Source organism: Paraburkholderia sp. CHISQ3 (assembly GCF_030464945.1).
GTDB classification, from domain to species: Bacteria; Pseudomonadota; Gammaproteobacteria; order Burkholderiales; family Burkholderiaceae; genus Paraburkholderia; species Paraburkholderia megapolitana.
The window spans coordinates 291,632-313,217 of sequence record NZ_JALPRG010000003.1 but is presented as its reverse complement, the minus strand read 5'-3'; the positions used below and the strand labels follow the sequence as shown (position 1 = coordinate 313,217).

The window sequence follows — 21,586 nt, the reverse complement described above, 5'->3', positions numbered from 1 at the left end:
TGGCTCATGCGATATTACCGAAACCCGGCCGCAGCGGGTGTCATGAAATGACAAACCGGTGCCTGCGCCGCCGCGCCGAACCCCGGCGGCATGGCGCTGGTGACAGGCATCAGCGGCACTCGGGCCGCCCGCTGCATCCGTCACGCGCAATGCAACGGGCCGGCACCAAGGCCGGCCCGTCTCCTGCACCACATCGTCTCCCTGCTCTCCTCGCTCCCTGATCGTCTGTCGCGTCACACCTGGCGTCGCATCTCCGCCGGCGGCACCTTCATCAGATGCCGATACTTCGCCACCGTGCGCCGTGCGACCAGCACGCCCTGATCGGCGAGCATCTTCGCGAGCGTCACGTCGGAGAGCGGATCGCGAACGTTCTCCGCGGCGATCATCTCCTTCAGCAATGCACGCACCGCCGCCGCCGAACACGTACCGCCGCTTTCGGTGCCGAGTTCGCGCGGAAAGAAGTGCTTGAATTCGAAAATGCCGCGCGGCGTAGCCATGTACTTGTTGCCCGTCGCACGCGAGATCGTCGATTCGTGCAGGTCGAGTTCCTCGGCAACATCACGCAGCACGAGCGGCTTGAGCGCGATCTCGCCGTACTGGAAGAACGCCTTCTGATGCGCCACGATGCATTCGGCCACGCGCTGGATCGTGTCGAAGCGCTGCTGCGCATTGCGGATCAGCCAGCGCGCTTCCTGCAGTTGCTGCGCGAGCGGCGAGCGGCTCGCGCCCGCCGACTGCGCAAACAGCTCCGCATACATCCGGTGAATACGCGCACGCGGCAGCACGGCCGGATTGACCGCCACCGTCCACTTGTTGCGTATCTGTCGCACGATCACGTCGGGCACGACGTAGTTGTCTTCGGTACGGCCATAACAGTTGCCGGGCTTCGGATCGAGCTTGCGCACCAGCGCGCAGGCATCGCGCAGCGTGTCGGCATCGCAGCCGGTTTGCTTCTGCAATTCGGCATGCTCGCGTCGCGCGAGCCGTTCGAGGTGATGCACGACGATCTCGCGCGCGACGCCGCGTGCGGGCGTATCTTCGGGCAGCGCATCGATCTGCAGCATCAGGCATTCGGACAGCGAGCGCGCGGCGATCCCGGGCCGGTCGAACGACTGCACGAGCCGCAATGCCACCAGCAGTTCGTCTTCGCTCAGCGCCGGTTCGAAATCGACCAGCGTGACGAGATCGGCAAACGACTGGCGTAGATAACCGTCGTCATCGAGTGCTTCGACGATGAGGCGCGCGGCGTCGCGGTCGCGTTCGTCGAGGCGATACAGGCACAACGTGCCGTGCAACTGTTCGTGCAGTGTGGGTTGCACGCGCGCCCACGCAGCCGGGTCGGCATCGCCGTCGCCGCTGCTGCCGGTGCCGTTGCGCGACGAGCTGCGGCTATACGGGTCGCCGGGGAAATCGTTCGCCTGATCGTCGCGTGCATCGTGCGCAGAATCGGCACCTCCATCGCGCGCATCGTTCATCTCGGCCACCGCCGTATCCGACGCTCCTGCGTGCTCGGCTTGCATCGATTCGTCGCCACTCGCGGCATCGGTCGATGCGGATGTCGACGTTTCGAGCGCGACGTCGTCGGTCTGCGAGGCGTCGTATTCGAGGAACGGGTTCGTATCGAGTGCGGTACGCAGCTCCTGCTGGAATTCGAGCGAAGACAGCTGCAACAGACGCACCGATTGCTGCAGACGCGGGGTCAACGTCAGCGATTGTCTTGCACGTAATTCAAGTGAATGCGACATGGTCAGGGAGTCCTGTGAAATTGATGACAGGGCGGCATCGCGACGCCATGCGGAAAGTCACACCTGTCATACGTTCTGATCACTACAACGCAACTCCCGTGCCACTTTCTCCAAGCTCCTGTTTTATCGAAGTTTTGTTCTTCTCGCGATGGCTGTGGCGCAAGTTTCATGCGCCATTTTTACAAGTAGCCGGAAAAATGCGGACGCTCGCGAACAGTACTCGATGCAACGCTCACGCACGGCCACGTACTGCGCAAACAGTGTCGACGTCGTGTCGCAGCATGGCCCGCACGCGTATCGATCGATCGCGGGCCATGTCGCAGATCAATCACTCGTTTTCCCGGGCATAGCGCTTGCGCCCTCGATACCCGTGGACGGATTGCCCTCGCTTTAACGAACCTGGTCGCATCGACCGCAGCAAGGCACTCATAACCGCCGCATTCATCAACAACCGGAAGGAGAAACCATGAAAACGATTCAATTCCTCAAGGCTGCTGGCAGCATCGCATGCGTCGCGTTTGCACTGAACGCTACGGCACAGACGAGCGCTTCTGCGCCGCCCGCCTCATCGGAAACCGTGGGTCAGCATATCGACGATGGAACGATCACGACCAAGGTAAAGGCCGATCTGCTCGGCGCGAAAAATGTGAAATCGACACACATTCACGTGAAAACGCGCAAGGGCATCGTGTGGCTGACGGGCACGGTGCCGTCGGCTGACGACAAGTCGGCTGCGCAGGACGTCGTGCAGAACGTCGACGGTGTGAAGGGTGTGAAGAACCATCTGAAGGTCGCAGCGGAGTAAGCGCGTTAGCGTTCTGGATGTAGAAAGACCGCCTGCTGATGCAGGCGGTCTTTCTTTGCTTGCGTACCCTCTTTTGCGTACCTTCCTACGACTTCATCGCAGCATACTGATCACGCAGATCGCGAATCCGGTCGTGTGTCTGCAGCACGCCCTGGAACTGCCGTTCGACGATGGTACGCACGTCGGCCGGCAACTCGCTTTCAAGCGCGTCGCTGTACTGCTTCTTCGCGACGTCTTCGCCCTTCTCGCAGTCGGCGAGGATCGCGTGATCGCTGCGTCCACCCACTGCCGATTTCACATCGACCCAGCCGCGACGCAACGCACCGCCGACACTCCCACCACTTTCTGGTTTTCCGCCCAGCTTGAGCACGACATCCTGCAGTTCGCGTGCACCGCTTGCGCAGTCATCGGCACGATCGACAAAGAGCGTCTTGAGCTGCGTATCGTGCGCATCTTCTGCAGCCTTGCGGAAACCACGCTCACCGTCTTTCGACGTTTCGACCAGATCGTTGAGCACATCCACCATGTTCGTCGCCATTCGATTCTCCCGGTTACGGTTGTCTCATCTATATCCGCTGCAATCAGCGGGGCCCGCCAACCGGATCGCACGCTGCATGCCCGGTCGCACGAACCTCACGTGTGCCGGCGGGATTTACCTTAGTGCGTAGATATTTCAGACATGGCGTGCGGCGACATACACGGCGGTCGCAGTGACGGACCGCCGTTTTGCACAACAGTGTGAGCGATCCGCTACGCAGACTTGTGCTGCAGTCCTTCGCTGGATGCGTCGGTGGAGGCATCGGCAGGCACAGGTGTGCGCGTCGGATCGAAATCGGCCCACCGTCCCTGCTGCCAGCGACCATTCGCCCGTTCGACCTCGACGCCGCCCGCTTCACGTAGTACACGCGCTGCGAGAGGTTGAGTATCGGGCGACGCATGCACGGCCAGCAGTACACCCGAGCCGCGCTCCGCGCGATGCACGAACTCACGATGTTCACGTTTGCCGCCGCCCTGCGTGTGCGACATCGCGCCGACCAACGAGCCGACATAGGCGCCCACACCGGCGGCAACGATCGTCACCAGCAGCGGCACGGCAAAAGCCGCGAAAATTCCCACGCCCACGATTGCGCCCACCACGGCGCCAATCGTGACGCCCTTGCCCGCACCTTTCGGTGCCTCGGTGGAGGCGGGATCATTGTCCATATCGCCGCCGATCGGGAAGCGTGCATGCTGCCCGCGGGGATTGACGAAAAACAGGGTGACGTCCTCTTCGACGAATCCGCTGTCGAACAACCGTTGTGCGGCATCCTCGGCAACGGGAAATGTAGTGAAACGTGCTGCGACGATCAGCGACATATCAGCCTCCTCCATTCGATCCAACGTTCGAAAACGAGGTTTGCAATGCTGGAGCGTGTACGGCCCCATTCAAGGAATGTTAGACACTGATTCGCGCGCCGGAAGCAAAAAGTGCGGAAAACAGGCAAAAAAGCGGCAACCGCGGCGCGGTGAACACTCCGCCGCGCCGGGCTGCCGGACCTGCGCTTCGCGTTACTGGCTTGCGCCCGATGCAGCCGCCGGCGCACTCGCGCCCGCATCCGCCGACGCACTGTCCGACGGTGCGCTAGCCGCGGCCGTGTCGGACGATGCGCCCGCCGACGGCGCGCTCATCGCACCGCTGCTGGCACTGCTGTCGCTGCTGCTGGCGCTACTGTCACTGCCGCTGTCCGAGCGTTTGCAACCGGCCGCGCCGAACGCCAGCAGCGCAATCGATGCAGCGATCAGAATGTTTTTCCTTACCTGTGTCGAGTTCAGATTCATTGCGAGCCCTCCTGGCTTCGTGGCAACCCACTGGAGGGCAGCAAACGCCGTGCCGCGTCCCGGCGCGGCCTCGCCCGGCCCCCTTTCGCCTCGATCGCCTTCGCTGCGCTGCGGCACACAGATGCAACATAGGGAGTGCACGATACGCTCTGCCATCCCTACATTTCCGCCGGCGCGGATTGCAATCTCTCCCCGCGAATCATGTAAGGTTGCTTCTTTCCACGGAGAACATCATGCGTATCGAAACGTCCTTCCTGTTCGATCTCGACGGTACCCTCGTCGATAGCGTTTATCAGCACGTCCTCGCCTGGAAGGAGGCGCTCGATCAGGAAGGCATCGAGCTGTCGGTGTGGCGCATTCATCGCAAGATCGGCATGAGCGGCGGTCTCTTCACGAACCAGTTGTTGCGTGAAACCGGCGGCGATATCAGCGGCGAGCGGGTCGAGCGGCTGCGCCGCGCACATGCCGAGGCTTACACGCGAATGCGCGCCCAGGTGTGCCCGCTACCGGGCGCGAAGGCCTTGCTCGCAGCATTGACGCAGGCGGGCACGCGCTGGGCCATCGCGACAAGCGGCCGGATGGAAACCGCGCGCGTCAATCTCGAAGCGCTCGGCGTCGATCCGGACAAGGCGGTCGTCGTCACACGCGATGACGTCAAATATGCGAAGCCCGACCCCGACCTGTTCATTGCCGCCGCCCACCGGCTCGGCACGTCGATCGAACACGCGGTCGTGGTCGGCGACAGCATCTGGGACATGCTCGCGGCACGCCGCTGCCGGGCGCTGGGCGTCGGCCTGCTATCGGGCGGCTACGGCATGGAAGAACTCGAGCGTTCGGGCGCACTGCGCGTCTACGAAGATCCCGCCGACCTGCTGGACCATCTCGACGAGGTTGCCGCACGGCCCTGATGCGTAGTAGCGCGGCGTGCTACGTAGCGTCGCTCGAGTGCGCGCGAACCGGTGGATCCTGGAAAAGCTCACCTACCTGGAAAAGCTCACCGCAGGACCGTTATATCTCCTGGAAAGACTCACCGGTCGCGCCGCAATCCATGCTCTATCCGCCCTCCTTCTGCTGCCGCCGATAGCGCCCCGGCGTGATCCCGGCGCTCTGCTGGAACGCCTTGCCGAACGCCGCTTCCGATTGATAGCCGACCGCCATGCCGATATCGGCGGCGCTACGCTGCGTGCGCAGCAACAGGTCGCTTGCGATCGCCATGCGCAGATGCGTGAGGAAATCCATCACGGTGACACCGGCCCGCTCGTTGAAATGCCGCGCGTAAGTGGCACGCGACATCGCGGCCACCTCGCCGAGCGTAGCGATCGTCCACGCGCGTTCGGGCTCGTTCATCATCGCCTCGACGGAAGCACGCAGGCGCGCATCGGATAGCAACGCGAGTACGCCTGGCGTTACCACCGGGTTCGCCGTATCGGTAGCGCCGCTGTGCGCACGCAGGGCAAGCGCAAGCAACGCATGACTGAGCGCCGTGACGATCGCCAGTGCGCCCGGCTCGCGTCGTTCGGCTTCGCTACGCATCATCGCGATCAATGTCTGCAGTGCGCCTTGCGCATGCGCCCCTGGCAACGACACATGCAGCGGATCGGGCAGCGAGCCGAGCAATAGCGCGGCTGGCCCGTGCGTATAAACGAAACGGCCGCACAGCAGGTCGAGCTCCGCGGTGCCTTCAGACGTGCCGTTATGCCGGAGCGGCAGCACGCCGTCGTGCGAGAGCTTGAACGGTGCCACGTCGTGCAACGGTGCAGCCGCACGGTCGCGCAAACGATGCGCACCGCCACGCGCAAACAGCAGGAAATCGCCGCGCCGCAGATGTAGCGGCGCCCGGTTCTGCGCCGTCTCGACCACACATTCACCATCGAGCACCAGATGAAACGGTGCGATACCCGGCGCCTCGGGCTCATGCTCGACCACGAACGGACCCGCGAACAGACAGCGCAGATCGAGGCTGGCTTGCGGACGCGCCAGGTCGATCAGGCGGCTCAGTGTATCCATGAGACGATCCCGCTAAAAGTCGAGTCGAACGAGTATTCAGGAGATCGCTGTGACGCGCAATACTGCTGTCAACGCGTGGGCATCGGGCTCACGTGCTCTCGACAAGGAGCGTCATCATGCTGGACTGGATCGACTACCGCAAAGAACTGATGGGCCGTATCGGCGAAATCGCGAAGCTCTCGCCGGAGACGGTGAAGGCGTATCAGATGTTGTCGTCGGCGGGACAGAAAACCGATCAGTTCGACGCCAAAACGCGCGAACTGATTGCGCTCGCGGTTGCCGTGACGCTGCGCTGCGATGGCTGTATCACGGTGCATACCGACGCAGCGCTGAAACACGGCGCCACCCGCGAAGAAATCGCCGAGGCGCTGGGCGTGGCGATTTCGGTCAATGCGGGTGCGGCACTTGTGTATTCGGCTCGTACGATGGACGCGGTGGCGGCATACACGGGCGCCTGATTACGCGCGGCAGGCGGAACAGTGCGTTGAATCGCGCGCTGCCCGCCGTGTGGTCGCGTTGTTTGAGCGTCCCGGGTTTAGTCTCCCGGGTCGCGATCCCTGAAGCCAATCAAAGCGACTGCAGGAACGCCAGCAACGCCTGACGATCGTTCGTAGAGAGCGCCAGAAAGCGTTCTCGCGAACGCGCGGCTTCGCCGTCATGCCACATCACAGCCTCGGTGAGCGTCCGAGCACGTCCGTCATGCAGATAACCGACCGTGCCCGCGCTGCCCATCACCCGCTCCGTGTAGCCGATGCCCCACAGCGGCGGTGTGCGCCACATGTTCCCGCTCGCGAGGCCCTCGGCGTAGTTGTCGGCGAGACCCGGACCCATGTCGTGCAGCAACAGATCGGTGTACGGCTTGATCGTCTGGTCGCGCAACTCCTGGAACTCGTCGCCCGCACCCGTCTTCATCTGCGCGACGTGACAACTGGCGCAGCGCAACGTCTGAAACACAGTGGCACCGGCCGCGATCTTGACCGGATCGACGTCGAGATACGGCAACGGCGATACGCCCTTCGGAAAGCCGCTCTTGATGCTGCGCTGCGCCGGCACCGCGACGAGCGCGAGGTAACGCGAGATCGACAGCAGGTCCGCGCCGACGAGGCCTTTGTCGGCCGGCGCGGATTTGCATGTGGCAGGTCCAGTCAGACATGCGCGGCTTGGATAGACCGTCGTGGTAACCGACATGTCTTCGAGCAGCGCGGAAGCGGCCTGATGACGCAGGCTGAACTTGCCCGCCTTCCAGCCGAAACGGCCGAGGCGCACAACGCCGCTATCGGGATCGAACACGAAGTTCGCCTGGCCTTTCACGCCGTCCTCGTCGGGTGTCGTTCGCACGCGCGCCAGTATGTCGGCTTCGGGAATGGCTTCGAGCAAACCCATGCCGATAATCGGCTGGGCCGCGCGCAGCGAAACGACTTGCGGTACCGGGCCATCGAAAGACAACCTGGGCTTGCGCAGTTCGACCGGCGTCCCGTCGGCCAGATACACAGTGTGCGTATCGAAGCCCGCGACACGTACGCTGTGACCGAGGTCCACCGGCTTGCCGTTGGCACCGTTGCCGTTCATCTGCACCGTCACGCCGTAGTACGGATCGGGTAACTGCTGCCCCTGGGCATCGATCGTCGCGGCTCGGACGGCCATCTGGTCCAGACGCTGGTTCGGCAGCGCCGGTGCCGGACTACGGCCGTTGTTGACGTGACAGGCAAAGCACGAGGACTGGTTGAAACTCGGCCCCTGCAGACCTACGACCGCGGTATCGCGATCGTTGCCCGGTTCGTTGTGTTCGCCGGTGGTCATATTGCTATGGAGCAGCCGTCGTCCTTCGACAAAGCGCTGCATGTCCTGCATACCGATGTCGTTTTGCTGCTGCTGAAAAATAAACGCGCTGCCGTCACTGTAGTCGTACGACACCGAGCCGGTGCCGCCCTGCAACGTCTCGTCCGGCAAGGGCGCGTTGTTCAGTCGTGGCTGCACGCCATACCATGGGCGCAGGCCCGTTCCGACCACGTAGGTCAGTTCGGTGGTGTAGTAGTGATAGGCCCCGTCGTCGCCCACGGCGAGCATCGCTTCCGGTGTTGAAAAGAAGGCCTGCGTGACCTCGACGGCATCACCGATCTTCAGCGGGCGCCCCGGGACATTCCGGCCGGCGACAGGCACGCCGGTCACGCCGTTTGTCACCGCATAGTCGTAGAACTGCGTGGCGCCAGCAACGCTCTTGCTCGGTGCGAGCACGCCGTTGGCGTCGTAGCTGAGCGCGTCGTGACCAGGAAAGCCATCCACTGTCGCGCTGCAACCATCGTTGAGAACGGTATCGGGGTGGAGTAGCGCCCCATTGGGCGGTTTCGGCACGACCGGGCAATTAGCGGCGTCGACGCCATACAGCGATTGATCTTTTAGCTTCCCTGGCGACATCCAGCCGAAACCCGTGACGTTGGCGCTGTCGAAGCGATGGAAGAATGACCGGCCGCCCGCCCGCTGCGCTTCCTGGAAGTAGTTGTTGATGCGCAAGGTCGGACGGAGCACGCCGGCAACGTGGCTGTTGTCGATGATCTCGACGCCCCACGTGCGGTTCTTGAAGTAGTTCTTCACGAAGTCCAGGTAGTGGCCCGGTCCCTTGTCGACGGGATTGCCTTTGGCATCGACTGTATCGTTTGGCCCATAGCCGATTTCGTTCCATGTCTCGCCGCGCTCGCGCGCGTGGCGGTTGCGGCCGACCAGACCGAAGCGGGTCACGAGCGTACCGTCCGGCAACGTGAACTGGGTCGATTCGATCGGCTCTTGCGATGCAGGCCACAACGGCACGAGACCCGCGCCGTCATGCGGAAATGGCAACGGCGAGGTTGTGAGCAGGGGGAGTGGTCTCGCTGATCCCGTCGATGGCGAGACAACCGGCGTCTGGACGAATGCCGCAGGTTTTTCTGAAGACGGATCGGATACCGGATCGGCATTCGCCGGCTGCTCATGGGCAGATGCGGCCACCACCGACCGCGCACTTTCGCTACTGGAACCGGCACTGTCAGAACCTGATTCGCCGCCGCACGCAGTCAGCAACGTAGCGCCCGCGAGCAGCGTTAAGGCACTAGCGGTTAGACGGAATGGTGGTAGACGGTCGAGAAAATTTCGCTTCAAGATGCGCTCCTTGGACTCGTTAATATTGAGCATCCAGATATTGGGATTTTTATTTAATGAGGCGAATCAATTTTTTAGTAAAGGGCGATCGTGGCGCATGATAATTAACGGCCACTTCCTGTGTAATAGGAAATGCTCGACCGATTCTCCAGGTTTTGTCGGATATCGCCATGCCCGCTGGATAAATCGATTGGTTTTTATATGCTGATCGATCTCGGAAAGGCTTATGCTGCTTTTTGATGGTCTTTTACAATGTCTCTAAGGGGCAGCGTATTTTAGAAGCGTCGCTATTGTGCGATTACGCATATTTATGCGCTCATGTTCCTCACAAACGAATGTGAAGTGCGTGTTAGTGGCTGAACTGGGGCAACACTGAAAGCACAATCGTGCTTTGACAAGCTCACGCGATTAACGCGTGAGCTTGTCCCGACATGACGGTTGCGAATCCAGGAATTCGCACCGTCTCACGTCCTTGCGAAAGCCAGGCGTTCTGTCGCGTCAATCCGGATGTCGTGCCTTTGCGAGCTGTTCACGCCGCGCGTCGCCCTGGCGCGCGAGCATCCAGCCAGGATACTCGGCGGGTAGCGTGCTGACTGCATCGAGTTTCGCGAGATCGTCGGCGCTCAGTTCGACTTGCGTTGCCGCGATGTTGTCGTCGAGCTGCTCGACTTTCTTCGCCCCGACAATCACCGTCGTCACCACGCGCTGATGCAGCAGCCACGCAAGCGCGATCTGCGCAACCGACACCTGCTTCGCATCGGCGATGACACGCATCGCATCGATACAGTCGTAGGCGCGTTCGCGCTGGACCGGCGGAAAATCGAACGTCGTGCGACGGCTACCCGCCTCGCCCTGCTGCTCGCGACCGTACTTGCCGCTCAACAAGCCGCCTGCCAGCGGACTCCACACCATCAAGCCAAGACCTTCGCTGCGCAACATCGGTACCAGTTCGCGTTCGAGATCGCGACCTGCGAGCGTGTAATACGCCTGCAACGTTTCGAAGCGCGCAAGACCGTGTCGTTCCGCTACACCGAGCGCCTTCACGATTTGCCATGCGGCCCAGTTCGACACGCCGACGTAGCGCACGTGGCCTTGCTGCACGAGTGTGTCGAGTGCGCGTACCGTTTCTTCGATCGGTGTCGCGGGATCGAAGCCGTGGATCTGGTATAGATCGACATGATCGAGTTGCAGGCGCTTCAAACTCGCTTTCACGCCGTCGATGATGTGATAGCGCGACGCTCCGCGCGTATTCGGAGCATCTCCCGTCGGGCCGAACACCTTGGTCGCGACCACGACGCGATCGCGCGGCACCTTCAGGTTCTTCAGGGCCTGCCCGGTAATCTGCTCGGATAGACCTTGCGCGTAGACGTCGGCGGTATCGATGAAATTGATGCCCGCATCGAGCGACCGACCGACGAGCTGTTCCGCCTCATCCTGCTGCAACTTGCCAATGTGCTGATAGATGCCCTCGCCACCGCCGAACGTCATGGTGCCGAGGCACAGTTCCGAAACGAATACGCCTGTACGGCCAAGCTGGTTGTATCGCATTGCCAGAACCCCTTTCGTCGAAGAGTCGAAGAGTCGAAGAAAACCGAGGTTCAGCATAGCGCAGCGATGAGAATCCTTCCGCGAACCGGGCAGCAGCAATCCCCCGACACCTGCAAGAAATGGTATAACCCGCTCATTCTGGTGCACGTCGTCTTATTCCCCTCCCCCAAGGACAATAACGATGAAGAAGTCACTCGGAATTAGCGTGGGCGGATTCGTGCTCTTGTCGAAAGCATGTATTCCCGCAGCAATGGCCGCGTGCAGCAGCAGCGCACCCGGCACCGGAGCGTCCGTTACCTGCAGCGGCACAGTCACGCAACCGGTAACCGCGGCAACCGGCAGCACGAACGTCACGATCGCCGCCGATGCGACGACCTCAGGCAGTTTCGTGCGCAGCACAACGGCCACCGTCTTCAATGTCGACACCAGCAGTCAGGTGACGAATAGCGGCACGCTGTCGCTGACGGGAGGTGGCGGTTCGGGCACCGTGCGCGGCGCCGTGCTGCTCGGGGTCAACAACGACAATACGCTGACCAACGCCGCGGGCGCGACGATCACAACAAGCGGTGCATTCAACGACGGCATCGCGGCCAACGGCAGCGGCAACACGCTAGCCAATCACGGCACCATCACGACAGCCGGTCCGAATGCATACGGCATGAGCGCTGCCTGGGGCCAGACGAATACTGGCCAGTCGAACAACACACTGATCAACACCGGCTCTGTTTCGACAACCGGCAGCAACGCGCGCGCTGCTTCGATTCTTGGCGGCAGCGGTTCAATCACGAACAGCGGCACGCTGAGCACCACGGGGACGTCGAGCACCGCCGCCTACATGCAGGGCAACAACGACACGTTGGTCAACAGCGGCACGATCAGCGCCACCGGCACGGGTGCCGATGCGGTGTTCTCGAACACCGTCGGGTCGAGCTTCACGGCGACGATCGAGAACCAGGCAGGCGGCCGGATCATCAGCCAGAACGCGTCCGCGGTCCGCACGCTGAACGGCAATACGACCGTCATCAATGCCGGGTTGCTGCAAAGCGGCGTGGGTACCGCGATCTCGATGGGCAACGGCAACAATTCGCTGATCCTGCAAACCGGTTCGGTGATCGACGGTGCGGCCGACGGCGGCAACGGGTCGAACACCGTGTTCCTGCAAGGAACCGGCACGGCATCGAATGCATTCACGAATTTCCAGACACTGCAGATGCAGGGCACGCTGTGGAACTGGACCGGCAGCGGCACGTTCACACTCGCGCACGTGCAGACCGGCACGCTCGACCTGACCGGTACGCTCGGCGCCTCGGCTGCGGCACTGGTCGACGCGGGCGCGACGCTGCAGGCCAATGCACAGAATCTGCCGCAAAACGTCACCGACAACGGTCTCGTGCGCCTCGCCCAGGACGCGGCTGGCACGTATGCAGGATCGATCTCGGGCACCGGCGCGCTCGACAAGACCGGTGCAGGCACGCTGACGCTCGCACCGGCGGCGAGCGGCGGCAACACGTACTCAGGCGGCACGACGATCGACGGGGGCACGCTTGCGATCGGCGCGGACAACGCGCTCGGCGCAGCAACCGGTGGCCTTACCTTCAACGGCGGCACGCTGCAACTCACACAGAGCTTCGATCTGTCGGCGAGCCGTCCGGTTGCGCTCTCCACGGGAGGCGGGACGATCGACACGCAGTCGCTCACGTCGACACTCGCGCAACCGGTCACCGGCAACGGTGCCTTGACCAAAGCCGGCGCCGGCAGCCTGCTGATGACCGGCATCAGCACCTACACCGGTGCGACTACGGTTGCAGCCGGCACGCTCGCCATCGGCGACGCCGCACACACGAATGCCGCGCTCGCCGGCAACGGCGGCGCAACGCTTGCCGCGGGCGCGACGCTCGGCGGCTACGGCAGCGTGAGCGGCCCGGTAACGAACAACGGGACGATCGCCGTCGCGAATGCGCTCGCGAGCATTCCGTCGTTTAGCGGCGCGGCGAACGGCAGCTTCACGATCAACGGAGCCTTGACCAATGCGTCGCTCGTGCAGATCGGCGGCGCGGGGGTTGGCAACCAGTTGATCGTGAACGGCAACTACACCGGCCAGAACGGCACGATCGGCCTGAATACCGTCGTTGCCGGCGACGGCGCCGCATCCGACAAGCTGGTGATCAACGGTGGCACCGGTGGCGGTACGACCGCCCTGAAGGTGACCAATGTCGGTGGCGGCGGCGCGCAGACGGTCGCGAACGGCATCGAGGTCGTGCAGGCGACGAACGGTGCGACGACCACCAGCACCGCATTCAGTCTCGCCGCGCCTGTGGAGGCCGGTGCGTTCAGCTACTACCTTGCCAAAGGCGGCGTGACGAGCGGCACCGGCAACGACTGGTATCTGCGCAACACCGTCGCGCCGCAACCCGAACCGCCCCCGCCCGGCGAACCCGAGCCCGAAACGCCGACGCCGGCCATCGGCACGCCGCCGCTGCCCGAGCCGCCGCCGCCCGGTGCCGATCCGGTAGCGCTCTACCGGATGGAAGTGCCGGTGTACGCGGCGATTCCCGGTGTGGCCCGGCAGCTCGGTCTGCTACAGATCGATACGTTCCATGATCGCCAGGGCGACCAGTCGCTACTCGACGAAAGCGGCACCGTACCGGCCGCGTGGGCACGCGCATGGGGCGGTCACGATGTGCTGAGCGAAAGCGGCACCGTGAACCCGCAGTTCGACGGTTCGATCTACGGCGCCCAGGCCGGCCAGGACCTGTACGCGGACCGGACCGCGAGCGGCCATCGCAATCACTACGGCCTCTTCGTCGGCTTCGCGCGGGCAACCGGCGACGTGGCCGGCTTTGCGCTCGGCACGCCGAATCTCGACGCCGGCCATCTGTCGATCAACACCTACAGCCTCGGTGGCTACTGGACGCATATCGGGCCCGGCGGCTGGTACACGGACACGGTGCTGATGGGCAGCACGCTGACCATCGATCCGCGCTCGAACGACAACATCGGTGCCACGACACACGGTACGTCGGTGAGCGGATCGATCGAAGCCGGTTTGCCGGTGCCGCTCAACGCAACGCTGACGATCGAACCGCAGGCGCAGATCACGTGGCAGCATCTGTCGATCAACGATCTGAACGACGGCGTGTCGAGCGTCACGTTCAGCGACGGCAACACCTTCGTCGGCCGGTTCGGTGTGCGTCTGAAAGCTCACTTCGATCGTGCCGGCATCGACTGGCAGCCCTACGCGCGGATCAGTCTGCTACGTTCGTTCGGTGCGAGCGACAGCGCGACGTTCGGCGGTGCAACTGCGATCGGTACGCAGGTCGGTCAAACCGCTGGACAGATCGGCGCGGGTGTCGTTGCGAAAACCGGTAAGTCGGCGAGCGTGTATGCGACGGTGAACTGGCAGACCAATCTCGGCGGTTCGCATCAACGCACGGTGCTCGGAGACGCGGGTGTGCGCTGGGCGTGGTGATCGGTGTGATCGGCGGCTCCGGAACCGGCCCGGAACCTGTCGACTCATTGCTCCATCACCTCATCGTGTCAGCGCCCGTTACCGTGCTGCGAAAACATCGCGGTAGCTGCCGTACATCGTCAGCACAACCAGCGCGGCAACCAGCGGCGTCACGACCACGCCGCGCACGAGCGGCGGCACGACCGGCGCGAGCAGGACTTCAGCAGCAATCGCGAGCAGGTAGACCGCAGCCACGCGCCAGTTACGCAGCACGGCATGCAGGCTCTCGATCATCGCGTTCCAGGGCGACAGGTTGCGCAACACGACGAGGGCCGGCGCAAACCACACTACCGCCGCGGCAATGATGAGCGTCGGCACGGTCACGAGCAGCTCGAGCATGTTCGCTGCACCGTAATTCGCACCGTAGACGATCGACAGGTTGTGCACGCCGTTCGCCGCTACCGAAGTCGCGACCGTCGTGTGGAATGCGGCCACCGAGATCAGATGTCCGAGACCGACCACGACCATGCCGCACAGCCCGATCGTGAAGAGCGCGCTGCGATGCCCGTTGACCGCTGTGAGCGTTTCGCCGATCGACCAGGGGCGTGCATTGTGCGAACGCTCTTGCATCAAGACCAGTGCCGCGACGATTACCGGCACGACGAGTGCTGCGAGCAGGCGCAGCGGCGGCACGAGTTCGAGCAGTGTCGCGAGATCGGCGCAACCGAGGATCGCCGCGACCCACAGCAACGGCCGTGCGCGAACGAGGCCGAATCCTTCTGCGAGCCAGTCGACGATACGCGACGGATGGACACCGCGGCTGCCCGGGAAGGCGAACCCGGCGGAACGTTGGGGACGTACTGCGTTGACCGTGCTGCTTGTGGAATGCGTGTTCATGACCGTTTCCTTTTTCATCGCAAGGGGGATACAGACATCGTTGAGTGATGCGCGGCTCGCTCAGGTGGATTGCCCTTCGTCGAGTCGCGCCGTAATGAGGTCGAGCTGACGGCGTACGTAGCGGACCAAACCCCGCCACGTGATGCGCGTCAACCACATGCACAGCCATAGTCCGACGACACCGGCAACCAGCATCGCGAACCCGTAAACCATCGCGCCGATGCCGGAGCCATGCGGGCCGACGATGATGACGTTGTCGTCGTCGCTCTTGATCGCGACGCGATCGTTGTCGATCACGACCGAATCCGAGCCGCTCTTCAGGGACAGGTGCGCTTTTCCGTCGGACCCGCCCTCTACGAAGGACACATGGTCGTCGCCATCCGAAAGGCTCCACGCCAATGACTTCGGATCGCTCCCGACGCGTGCAACCGACACGCGCTCGTCATCCTCGTCGTTCTTCATATTGAGGGCGATGACGTCTGCGCGGGCGATCGACCACGCCCCATTCGGCTCTACGGTGAACAGGCTGCTGGCACCGCCGACCGAGTTGACCTTGAGCTTGCCGTCGTCGTTTTTCAGTTCGAGCGGACCCACGCGCGTGACCACCGAAATTCGCGCACCCGAGTGGACCTGCAACACGAAGCGGTCACCGACGACCTTGAAATCCTTGAGATTGCTTATAAAAAGATGAGCATCGGTTTTCGAGTCATTGGAGTTATCGGCATCGTCGTCATCCTCGTCATCGCTATCCTTGCTCTTCGTCTGCTGGGCGGCGTTCTTTTCTACGCTCACGCTGCCCGCCGGCTGGCTCGCATGCGAGCTGCCGCTACTGAAGCTGAACGGGAGCGAATCGAACGACGGCCAGCCGAACAGATGATGGCTACCGAGCGCCACCACCGTCACCAGCCCCGCCACCATCAACCCGGCAGATGCCACGTAACCGATCGTCAGGATGAACAGATAGAGCATGAACGGGATGAGCAGCAGCAACTGCAGCAGCCCGAGACCGGCAATCGACATCACTACGCGGACCAGATTGCCGAACGAGCGGCGCGTTTCCCATTGCCGGAACGTAGCCTGCGCCTTCAGTTCGCGAGCAAGCTTGACCGGGTCGCCGAGCGCGGCGACGACTTCGGCTTCGCTGCGGCCCGCGGCGAGCGCGTCGCTGAAGTACTCGCGGTAGTCGGCGATGATTTCGTCGACGGCCTGCTTCGGAAAATTCCCCAGTTCGTGCCGTAGCTTCTGGATGAATTCGTCCTGCGTCATTGCGTTTCCCCTGTTCCCGTTGGCACACCCGGCAATCCGAGTACACCGTTGACTTCATCGACAAAACTGCGCCACTCCTCTTCCATCTCGGTCAGGCTCTTGCGTCCCACCGACGTCAGCGAGTAGTACTTGCGCGGCGGCCCCGAGCTGGATTCGACGAAATACGTCGATACCCATGCTTCGGCCTGCAGCCGGCGCATCAGCGGGTAGATCGTGCCTTCGCTGATTTCCATGGTTTCGGAGAGCGTCGACACGAGCTCGTACGCGTAGCTGTCACCACGGGCGAGGACGGCAAGCACGCACATGTCGAGCGTTCCTTTCTTGAGCTGGGTTTTCATTCATTTCCATTACACTAATGTGCACCGCCCAGTACCTTGCTATGCACAATGACAGAATGCAGTAAGGCCCGCGGCGTCATGTCCGTACTGTAGCAACAGCTACTGTTTTATGCAAGGTACCTTTTTATGCACGCACGGGTTGGTGAGCAAAAGCGGGAAAAAAATGGCCCACCCGGCGCTCCTTCGCACGCTGTGGCAGCGTCTCGCGGGGCGTCGTTGAAGCGACTCGCCGATAGGATTATTTCCGTTCACGAGATGGAGGCATACGCTCGTGCTTGCCTATCGGCTACCATGTCAGGACTTTTCGTTAGCCTATAGGCAAGCAGATGAACGCCATGATGAACCAGATCCGACTTGAACAAGTCCAGGCATCGGTCGAAGCGTATGCCGACCTGGCGAAGCATCGCGCGCCGCCGCGAGGCTGGTTGAAGCTCATTCGAGAATCGTTGGGCCTGACCGAGCGACAGCAGGCGGCGCGCCTCGGTATCTCTGCCCCGACCTTGCACAAGTCAGAGCAAGCGGAAGCCGATGAACGAATCTCGCTTGGGCAATTGCGCAAACTGGCGGAGGGGTTGGACTGCGAGCTGGTCTACGCGTTGGTGCCCCGGAAGCCGCTCACCCAGGTAGTCGCGGAGCGGGCTGGCGCTATTGCGCTGCAAGAGGTCGGCGCGGTAGCGCACACCATGAGTCTGGAGGACCAGCGCCCAGATACTGCTCGCCTCCAGAAACAGGTCGAGCAGCGCACGGAAACGTTGCTTCGGGGTCGATGGTCGGCACTATGGCGATAGATTTTTGACGAGCGGGAGGGGCAAACCCCTCCCGCTCCGACGAAATCGCCGGACTCATACCGACGCACCTGACCACACAGCGCGCGCTTAATAACCGGGAGCCGAAGAACATCCTGGCCGCAATGTCACCGCTTCGCCATACCCACCCCCACCCGGCGTCTGAATCACAAAAACATCGTCGCGATTCATCTGCGTCTCATGCCGCGCACCGAACAGCTCGCGCTCGCTCCGCCCCGCCCGCTCAACCCAGTTCACACCGACCGCACCGCTCTTGCCGCCCGCAAGACCGAACGGCGCGACAAGCCGCCGGTTGGACAGGATTCCCGCTGTCATCGGTTCGAGGAAACGGATTCGTCGCTCCGTGCCGTCGCCGCCGCGACGCAGCCCCGCCCCACCGCTGCCGTGTCGCAGACGGAAATCGTCGAGCCGCACAGGGAAGCGCCATTCGAGTACCTCAGGGTCGGTCAGGCGTGAGTTCGTCATATGCGTCTGCACAGCGCTGCACCCGTCGAAATCGGGACCCGCTCCCGCGCCGCCGCAAATCGTCTCGTAGTACTGGAACTGCTCGTTGCCGAACGTGAAGTTGTTCATCGTGCCTTGAGCGGCTGCCACCACGCCGAGCGCGCCGTACAGCGCATCGGTGACGACCTGCGAGGTCTCGACATTGCCCGCCACGACCGCTGCCGGGTAGTTGGGATTCAGCATCGATCCCGCCGGGATGCGAATCTCCAGCGGCTTCAGGCAACCGGCGTTCAGCGGAATATCGTCGTCGACCAGCGTGCGGAAAACATACAGCACGGCCGCCTTGCAGATCGACGACGGCGCGTTGTAGTTGTTCGGCTGTTGTGCACTCGTGCCCGCGAAGTCGATCACGGCCGAGCGCGTCTCGCGATCGATCGATACCGACACCGCGATCTTCGCGCCGTCGTCGAGCGCATATTCGAAGCGGCCGTCGTTCAACACGGTCAGCGTGCGCCGCACGACTTCTTCCGCGTTGTCCTGCACGTGCTGCATATACGCGCACACGACATCGAGGCCAAACTGCGCGCACATCCGTTCGAGCTCCTGCGCGCCCTTCGTACATGCGGCGACCTGCGCGCGCAGATCGGCCAGATTCTGCTCCACGTTGCGCACGGGATACGGACCGGCGCTCAGGATGTCGCTGATCTCCCGCTCGAGAAAACGCCCTTGCGCGACGAGTTGAATGTTGTCGAGCAACACGCCTTCCTGGTCCACGTGCGTGGAATCAGGCGGCATGGAGCCTGGCGTGATGCCGCCGATATCCGCATGATGCCCGCGCGCCGCCACATAGAAAGCCGGCACCGTACCGCCATCGACGAACACCGGCATGATGACAGTCACATCCGGCAAGTGTGTACCACCCGCGTAGGGCGCGTTGAGTACGTAGACATCGCCGGCCTGCATCGTCCCGGCGCGCCGCTCGATGATCGTCTGCACGCTCTCTCCCATCGACCCGAGATGCACCGGCATATGCGGTGCGTTGGCGATCAGGTTGCCGCCGGCATCGAACAGCGCACAGGAAAAGTCGAGACGCTCCTTGATGTTGACCGAGTAGGAGGTGTTCGCAAGCGCAACGCCCATCTGCTCGGCAATCGACATGAACAGGTTATTGAACACTTCGAGCAGCACGGGGTCTGCCTGCGTACCCGCTGCATGACGGTTGACGAGCGCCGTCGTTCGCTCGACGACGAGATGATTGTGCCCGCTCACGACCACCTGCCACCCCGGTTCGATCACCGTCGTCCCGGTGCGCTCGTTGACGATGGCCGGCCCATCGATGCGCGCGCCGGGCGCCAGCGCATCGCGATCGTAGACCGGCGTATCGTGCCATTCGCCGCCCGAGAAAATGCGCGTGGTCGCGAGCACCTCGGGATGCACCGATGCATGGTCCGCGAGCGGCCACTGTTCTTCGCCGGCATCCTGAGTACGGCCGATTGCCTCGACCGCGATGGCCTCGATGACGAGCGCCTTGTTCGGCATCAGGAAGCCGTAACGGGTGCGGTACGCGGTCTCGAACGTTGCAACGATGGCCGCCGGTTCCATCGAGAAGTCGACTTCGAGCGCCGTATCCGTGCCGTCGTATTTGATATGCAACGTGTGCCGCAACGCGATGCTGCCAGGGGGAATACGTTGTTCGGCGACTTCGTTTCGTGTGGCGGCTTCCAGTGGTTCGTACAGGCAGTCGCACTCGGCGAGCGCTTGCGCGTCGAGCCGCCTTTCGACCGCCTGCTGCCGCAGTGCGCGCACATCGGCCAGACCCATGCCGTAGGCCGACAGCACGCCCGCGAGCGGATGGATGAAAACCCGCTTCATCCCCAGCGCATCGGCGACGAGACACGCATGCTGACCGCCCGCACCGCCGAAACACGCCAGCGTGTACTTCGTCACGTCGTAGCCGCGTTGCACCGAAATCTGCTTGATCGCATTAGCCATGTTCTCGACGGCGATCCTCAGGAATCCATCGGCGATGGCTTCGGGGCTGCGCGCGATCCCGGTCGCAGCTTCCACCGCCGAGGCCATGTCGGAGAACTTGCGCTGCACGACCTGATCGTCGAGCGGCAGGTCGCCGTCCGGGCCGAATACGCGCGGGAACCAGCGCGCGCTGATCTTGCCTGTCATCACGTTGCAGTCGGTGACGCTCAACGGGCCGCCGCGCCGGTATGACGCCGGCCCGGGATTGGCGCCCGCGCTTTCCGGTCCGACGCGAAAGCGCGCACCGTCGAAGCTGCAGATCGAACCGCCACCCGCCGCGACGGTGTGAATCTTCATCATCGGCGCACGGATGCGCACGCCTGCCACTTCCGTCGCGAACTCCCGTTCGTATTCGCCGGCGTAGTGCGTGACGTCGGTCGACGTGCCGCCCATATCGAAACCGATGATCTTGTCGAAGCCCGCCAGCCTCGCCACCTGCGCAGCACCCACGATGCCGCCCGCCGGCCCCGACAGAATCGCGTCCTTGCCCTGGAAGCGATGGGCGTCGGTGAGACCGCCGTTGCTCTGCATGAACTGCAACGGCACCGCGCCGAGATCGCTCTCGACCTGCCGGACGTAGCGACGCAAAATCGGCGAGAGATACGCATCGACCACGGTCGTGTCGCCGCGCGAGATCAGCTTCATCAATGGGCTGACTTCGTGACTGACCGAGATCTGCGTGAAGCCGATCTGCTCCGCGAGTTCCTTGAGCCTGCTTTCGTGCAAGGGATAAGCGTAGCCGTGCATCAGCACGATTGCGCATGAACGAATGCCGTTGTCGAAGGCGCCTTGCAACGCCACGCGTGCCTGCCCGACATCGAGTTCGCGCACCACTTCCCCGCGCGCCCCGATCCGTTCATCGATCTCGACAACCTGCTCGTACAGCAGCGTCGGCAAGACGATATTGCGCACGAACAGCTTCGGCCGGCTTTGATACGCGACCCGCAGCGCATCGGCAAAACCTTTCGTAATGGCGAGCACGGTCGACGCGCCCTTGCGTTCGAGCAGCGCATTCGTCGCGACGGTCGTGCCCATCCGGACGCTATCGATCAACTCCGCGGGCACGGCTTCATCGCGACCGATGCCGAGCAGTTCACGAATGCCGTGCACAGCCGAATCGCGGTACCGCTCGGGGTTCTCCGACAACAGCTTGTGCGTGACGATGCGCCCATCGGGGCGACGCGCGACGATATCGGTGAACGTGCCTCCACGGTCGATCCAGAATTGCCAGCGGCGGTCTTGAGGAACGGATTTGAGGGCGGCCTGCTTCATGAGATCGAGTCCAGTTGCGAGAGTACGAG

General features: G+C 62.9%; 16 protein-coding genes. 5 read left to right on the top strand and 11 right to left on the bottom strand.

Translation table 11 applies throughout. From position 1 onward, the window contains the following. Positions 1-233: 233 nt before the first annotated feature. On the bottom strand, positions 234-1,745 hold the full coding sequence (locus M0D65_RS08425) for an RNA polymerase factor sigma-54 (protein WP_266252246.1): 1,512 nt from the start codon (positions 1,743-1,745) through the stop codon (positions 234-236). A gap of 466 nt (positions 1,746-2,211) precedes the next feature. Here M0D65_RS08425 and M0D65_RS08420 point away from each other — a divergent pair, with 466 nt between their 5' ends. Beyond that, positions 2,212-2,550 carry a BON domain-containing protein gene (locus M0D65_RS08420; protein WP_091006912.1) on the top strand — a complete coding sequence of 113 codons (339 nt, stop codon included), beginning with the start codon at positions 2,212-2,214 and terminating at the stop codon, positions 2,548-2,550. Positions 2,551-2,635: 85 nt separating this feature from the next. Here M0D65_RS08420 and M0D65_RS08415 read toward each other — a convergent pair whose 3' ends face one another. The 3 genes from M0D65_RS08415 to M0D65_RS08405 form a co-directional block, all read right to left on the bottom strand. Continuing rightward, the gene (locus M0D65_RS08415) at positions 2,636-3,088 is read right to left on the bottom strand and encodes a PA2169 family four-helix-bundle protein (RefSeq protein ID WP_266252245.1); all 453 of its coding nucleotides are present in this window, start codon (positions 3,086-3,088) and stop codon (positions 2,636-2,638) included. Positions 3,089-3,300: 212 nt separating this feature from the next. Continuing rightward, on the bottom strand, positions 3,301-3,906 hold the full coding sequence (locus M0D65_RS08410) for a hypothetical protein (protein ID WP_266252244.1): 606 nt from the start codon (positions 3,904-3,906) through the stop codon (positions 3,301-3,303). A 192-nt stretch (positions 3,907-4,098) separates the two neighbouring features. Then, positions 4,099-4,368: a hypothetical protein gene (locus M0D65_RS08405; RefSeq protein WP_091006916.1), complete on the bottom strand. Its 270-nt coding sequence runs from the start codon at positions 4,366-4,368 to the stop codon at positions 4,099-4,101. Between the two features lie 233 nt (positions 4,369-4,601). Here M0D65_RS08405 and M0D65_RS08400 point away from each other — a divergent pair, with 233 nt between their 5' ends. Further along, a complete protein-coding gene (locus M0D65_RS08400) occupies positions 4,602-5,276 on the top strand; it encodes an HAD family hydrolase (protein ID WP_091006917.1) in 675 nt (224 codons plus the stop codon). 145 nt (positions 5,277-5,421) lie between these two features. Here M0D65_RS08400 and M0D65_RS08395 read toward each other — a convergent pair whose 3' ends face one another. Further along, positions 5,422-6,375, bottom strand: coding sequence for an AraC family transcriptional regulator (locus M0D65_RS08395; protein WP_266252243.1), 954 nt, complete (start codon positions 6,373-6,375; stop codon positions 5,422-5,424). A 116-nt stretch (positions 6,376-6,491) separates the two neighbouring features. Here M0D65_RS08395 and M0D65_RS08390 point away from each other — a divergent pair, with 116 nt between their 5' ends. Next, positions 6,492-6,833: a carboxymuconolactone decarboxylase family protein gene (locus M0D65_RS08390; protein WP_266252242.1), complete on the top strand. Its 342-nt coding sequence runs from the start codon at positions 6,492-6,494 to the stop codon at positions 6,831-6,833. Between the two features lie 109 nt (positions 6,834-6,942). On the opposite strand, the gene M0D65_RS08385 is transcribed toward M0D65_RS08390, so the two are convergent. Together M0D65_RS08385 and M0D65_RS08380 are read right to left on the bottom strand one after the other, a co-directional pair. Next, entirely contained in the window at positions 6,943-9,507 is a 2,565-nt protein-coding gene (locus M0D65_RS08385) for a di-heme oxidoredictase family protein (protein WP_266252241.1), read from the bottom strand. Between the two features lie 498 nt (positions 9,508-10,005). After that, positions 10,006-11,055, bottom strand: coding sequence for an aldo/keto reductase (locus tag M0D65_RS08380; RefSeq protein WP_091008765.1), 1,050 nt, complete (start codon positions 11,053-11,055; stop codon positions 10,006-10,008). Between the two features lie 181 nt (positions 11,056-11,236). Here M0D65_RS08380 and M0D65_RS08375 point away from each other — a divergent pair, with 181 nt between their 5' ends. Continuing rightward, positions 11,237-14,524, top strand: a complete 3,288-nt coding sequence (locus M0D65_RS08375; RefSeq protein WP_266252240.1) for an autotransporter outer membrane beta-barrel domain-containing protein — start codon at positions 11,237-11,239, stop codon at positions 14,522-14,524. Between the two features lie 78 nt (positions 14,525-14,602). On the opposite strand, the gene M0D65_RS08370 is transcribed toward M0D65_RS08375, so the two are convergent. From M0D65_RS08370 to M0D65_RS08360, 3 genes are read right to left on the bottom strand one after another with little or no spacing between them, the layout of a single operon-like run. Then, positions 14,603-15,400: a BPSS1780 family membrane protein gene (locus M0D65_RS08370; protein WP_266252239.1), complete on the bottom strand. Its 798-nt coding sequence runs from the start codon at positions 15,398-15,400 to the stop codon at positions 14,603-14,605. A 60-nt stretch (positions 15,401-15,460) separates the two neighbouring features. After that, a complete protein-coding gene (locus M0D65_RS08365; RefSeq protein WP_266252238.1) occupies positions 15,461-16,666 on the bottom strand; it encodes a DUF1700 domain-containing protein in 1,206 nt (401 codons plus the stop codon). Next, a complete protein-coding gene (locus M0D65_RS08360; RefSeq protein ID WP_091006928.1) occupies positions 16,663-17,004 on the bottom strand; it encodes a PadR family transcriptional regulator in 342 nt (113 codons plus the stop codon). Before M0D65_RS08360 ends, M0D65_RS08365 begins: the two co-directional genes overlap by 4 nt. 335 nt (positions 17,005-17,339) lie before the next feature. On the opposite strand from M0D65_RS08360, the gene M0D65_RS08355 reads away from it, so the two are divergent. Then, complete coding sequence (locus M0D65_RS08355) at positions 17,340-17,792, top strand: mobile mystery protein A (RefSeq protein WP_266252237.1); 453 nt, start codon at positions 17,340-17,342, stop codon at positions 17,790-17,792. An 87-nt stretch (positions 17,793-17,879) separates the two neighbouring features. Here M0D65_RS08355 and M0D65_RS08350 read toward each other — a convergent pair whose 3' ends face one another. After that, positions 17,880-21,557: a hydantoinase B/oxoprolinase family protein gene (locus tag M0D65_RS08350; protein ID WP_266252236.1), complete on the bottom strand. Its 3,678-nt coding sequence runs from the start codon at positions 21,555-21,557 to the stop codon at positions 17,880-17,882. Positions 21,558-21,586 lie beyond the last annotated feature (29 nt).

Excerpts from the sequence above, each read along its gene's own strand:
- M0D65_RS08425 (WP_266252246.1), bottom strand. The coding sequence starts at position 1,745 with ATGTCGCATTCACTTGAATTACGTGCAAGACAATCGCTGACGTTGACC.
- M0D65_RS08420 (WP_091006912.1), top strand. The coding sequence starts at position 2,212 with ATGAAAACGATTCAATTCCTCAAGGCTGCTGGCAGCATCGCATGCGTC.
- M0D65_RS08415 (WP_266252245.1), bottom strand. The coding sequence starts at position 3,088 with ATGGCGACGAACATGGTGGATGTGCTCAACGATCTGGTCGAAACGTCG.
- M0D65_RS08410 (WP_266252244.1), bottom strand. The coding sequence starts at position 3,906 with ATGTCGCTGATCGTCGCAGCACGTTTCACTACATTTCCCGTTGCCGAG.
- M0D65_RS08405 (WP_091006916.1), bottom strand. The coding sequence starts at position 4,368 with ATGAATCTGAACTCGACACAGGTAAGGAAAAACATTCTGATCGCTGCA.
- M0D65_RS08400 (WP_091006917.1), top strand. The coding sequence starts at position 4,602 with ATGCGTATCGAAACGTCCTTCCTGTTCGATCTCGACGGTACCCTCGTC.
- M0D65_RS08395 (WP_266252243.1), bottom strand. The coding sequence starts at position 6,375 with ATGGATACACTGAGCCGCCTGATCGACCTGGCGCGTCCGCAAGCCAGC.
- M0D65_RS08390 (WP_266252242.1), top strand. The coding sequence starts at position 6,492 with ATGCTGGACTGGATCGACTACCGCAAAGAACTGATGGGCCGTATCGGC.
- M0D65_RS08380 (WP_091008765.1), bottom strand. The coding sequence starts at position 11,055 with ATGCGATACAACCAGCTTGGCCGTACAGGCGTATTCGTTTCGGAACTG.
- M0D65_RS08375 (WP_266252240.1), top strand. The coding sequence starts at position 11,237 with ATGAAGAAGTCACTCGGAATTAGCGTGGGCGGATTCGTGCTCTTGTCG.
- M0D65_RS08370 (WP_266252239.1), bottom strand. The coding sequence starts at position 15,400 with ATGAACACGCATTCCACAAGCAGCACGGTCAACGCAGTACGTCCCCAA.
- M0D65_RS08365 (WP_266252238.1), bottom strand. The coding sequence starts at position 16,666 with ATGACGCAGGACGAATTCATCCAGAAGCTACGGCACGAACTGGGGAAT.
- M0D65_RS08360 (WP_091006928.1), bottom strand. The coding sequence starts at position 17,004 with ATGAAAACCCAGCTCAAGAAAGGAACGCTCGACATGTGCGTGCTTGCC.
- M0D65_RS08355 (WP_266252237.1), top strand. The coding sequence starts at position 17,340 with ATGATGAACCAGATCCGACTTGAACAAGTCCAGGCATCGGTCGAAGCG.
- M0D65_RS08350 (WP_266252236.1), bottom strand. The coding sequence starts at position 21,557 with ATGAAGCAGGCCGCCCTCAAATCCGTTCCTCAAGACCGCCGCTGGCAA.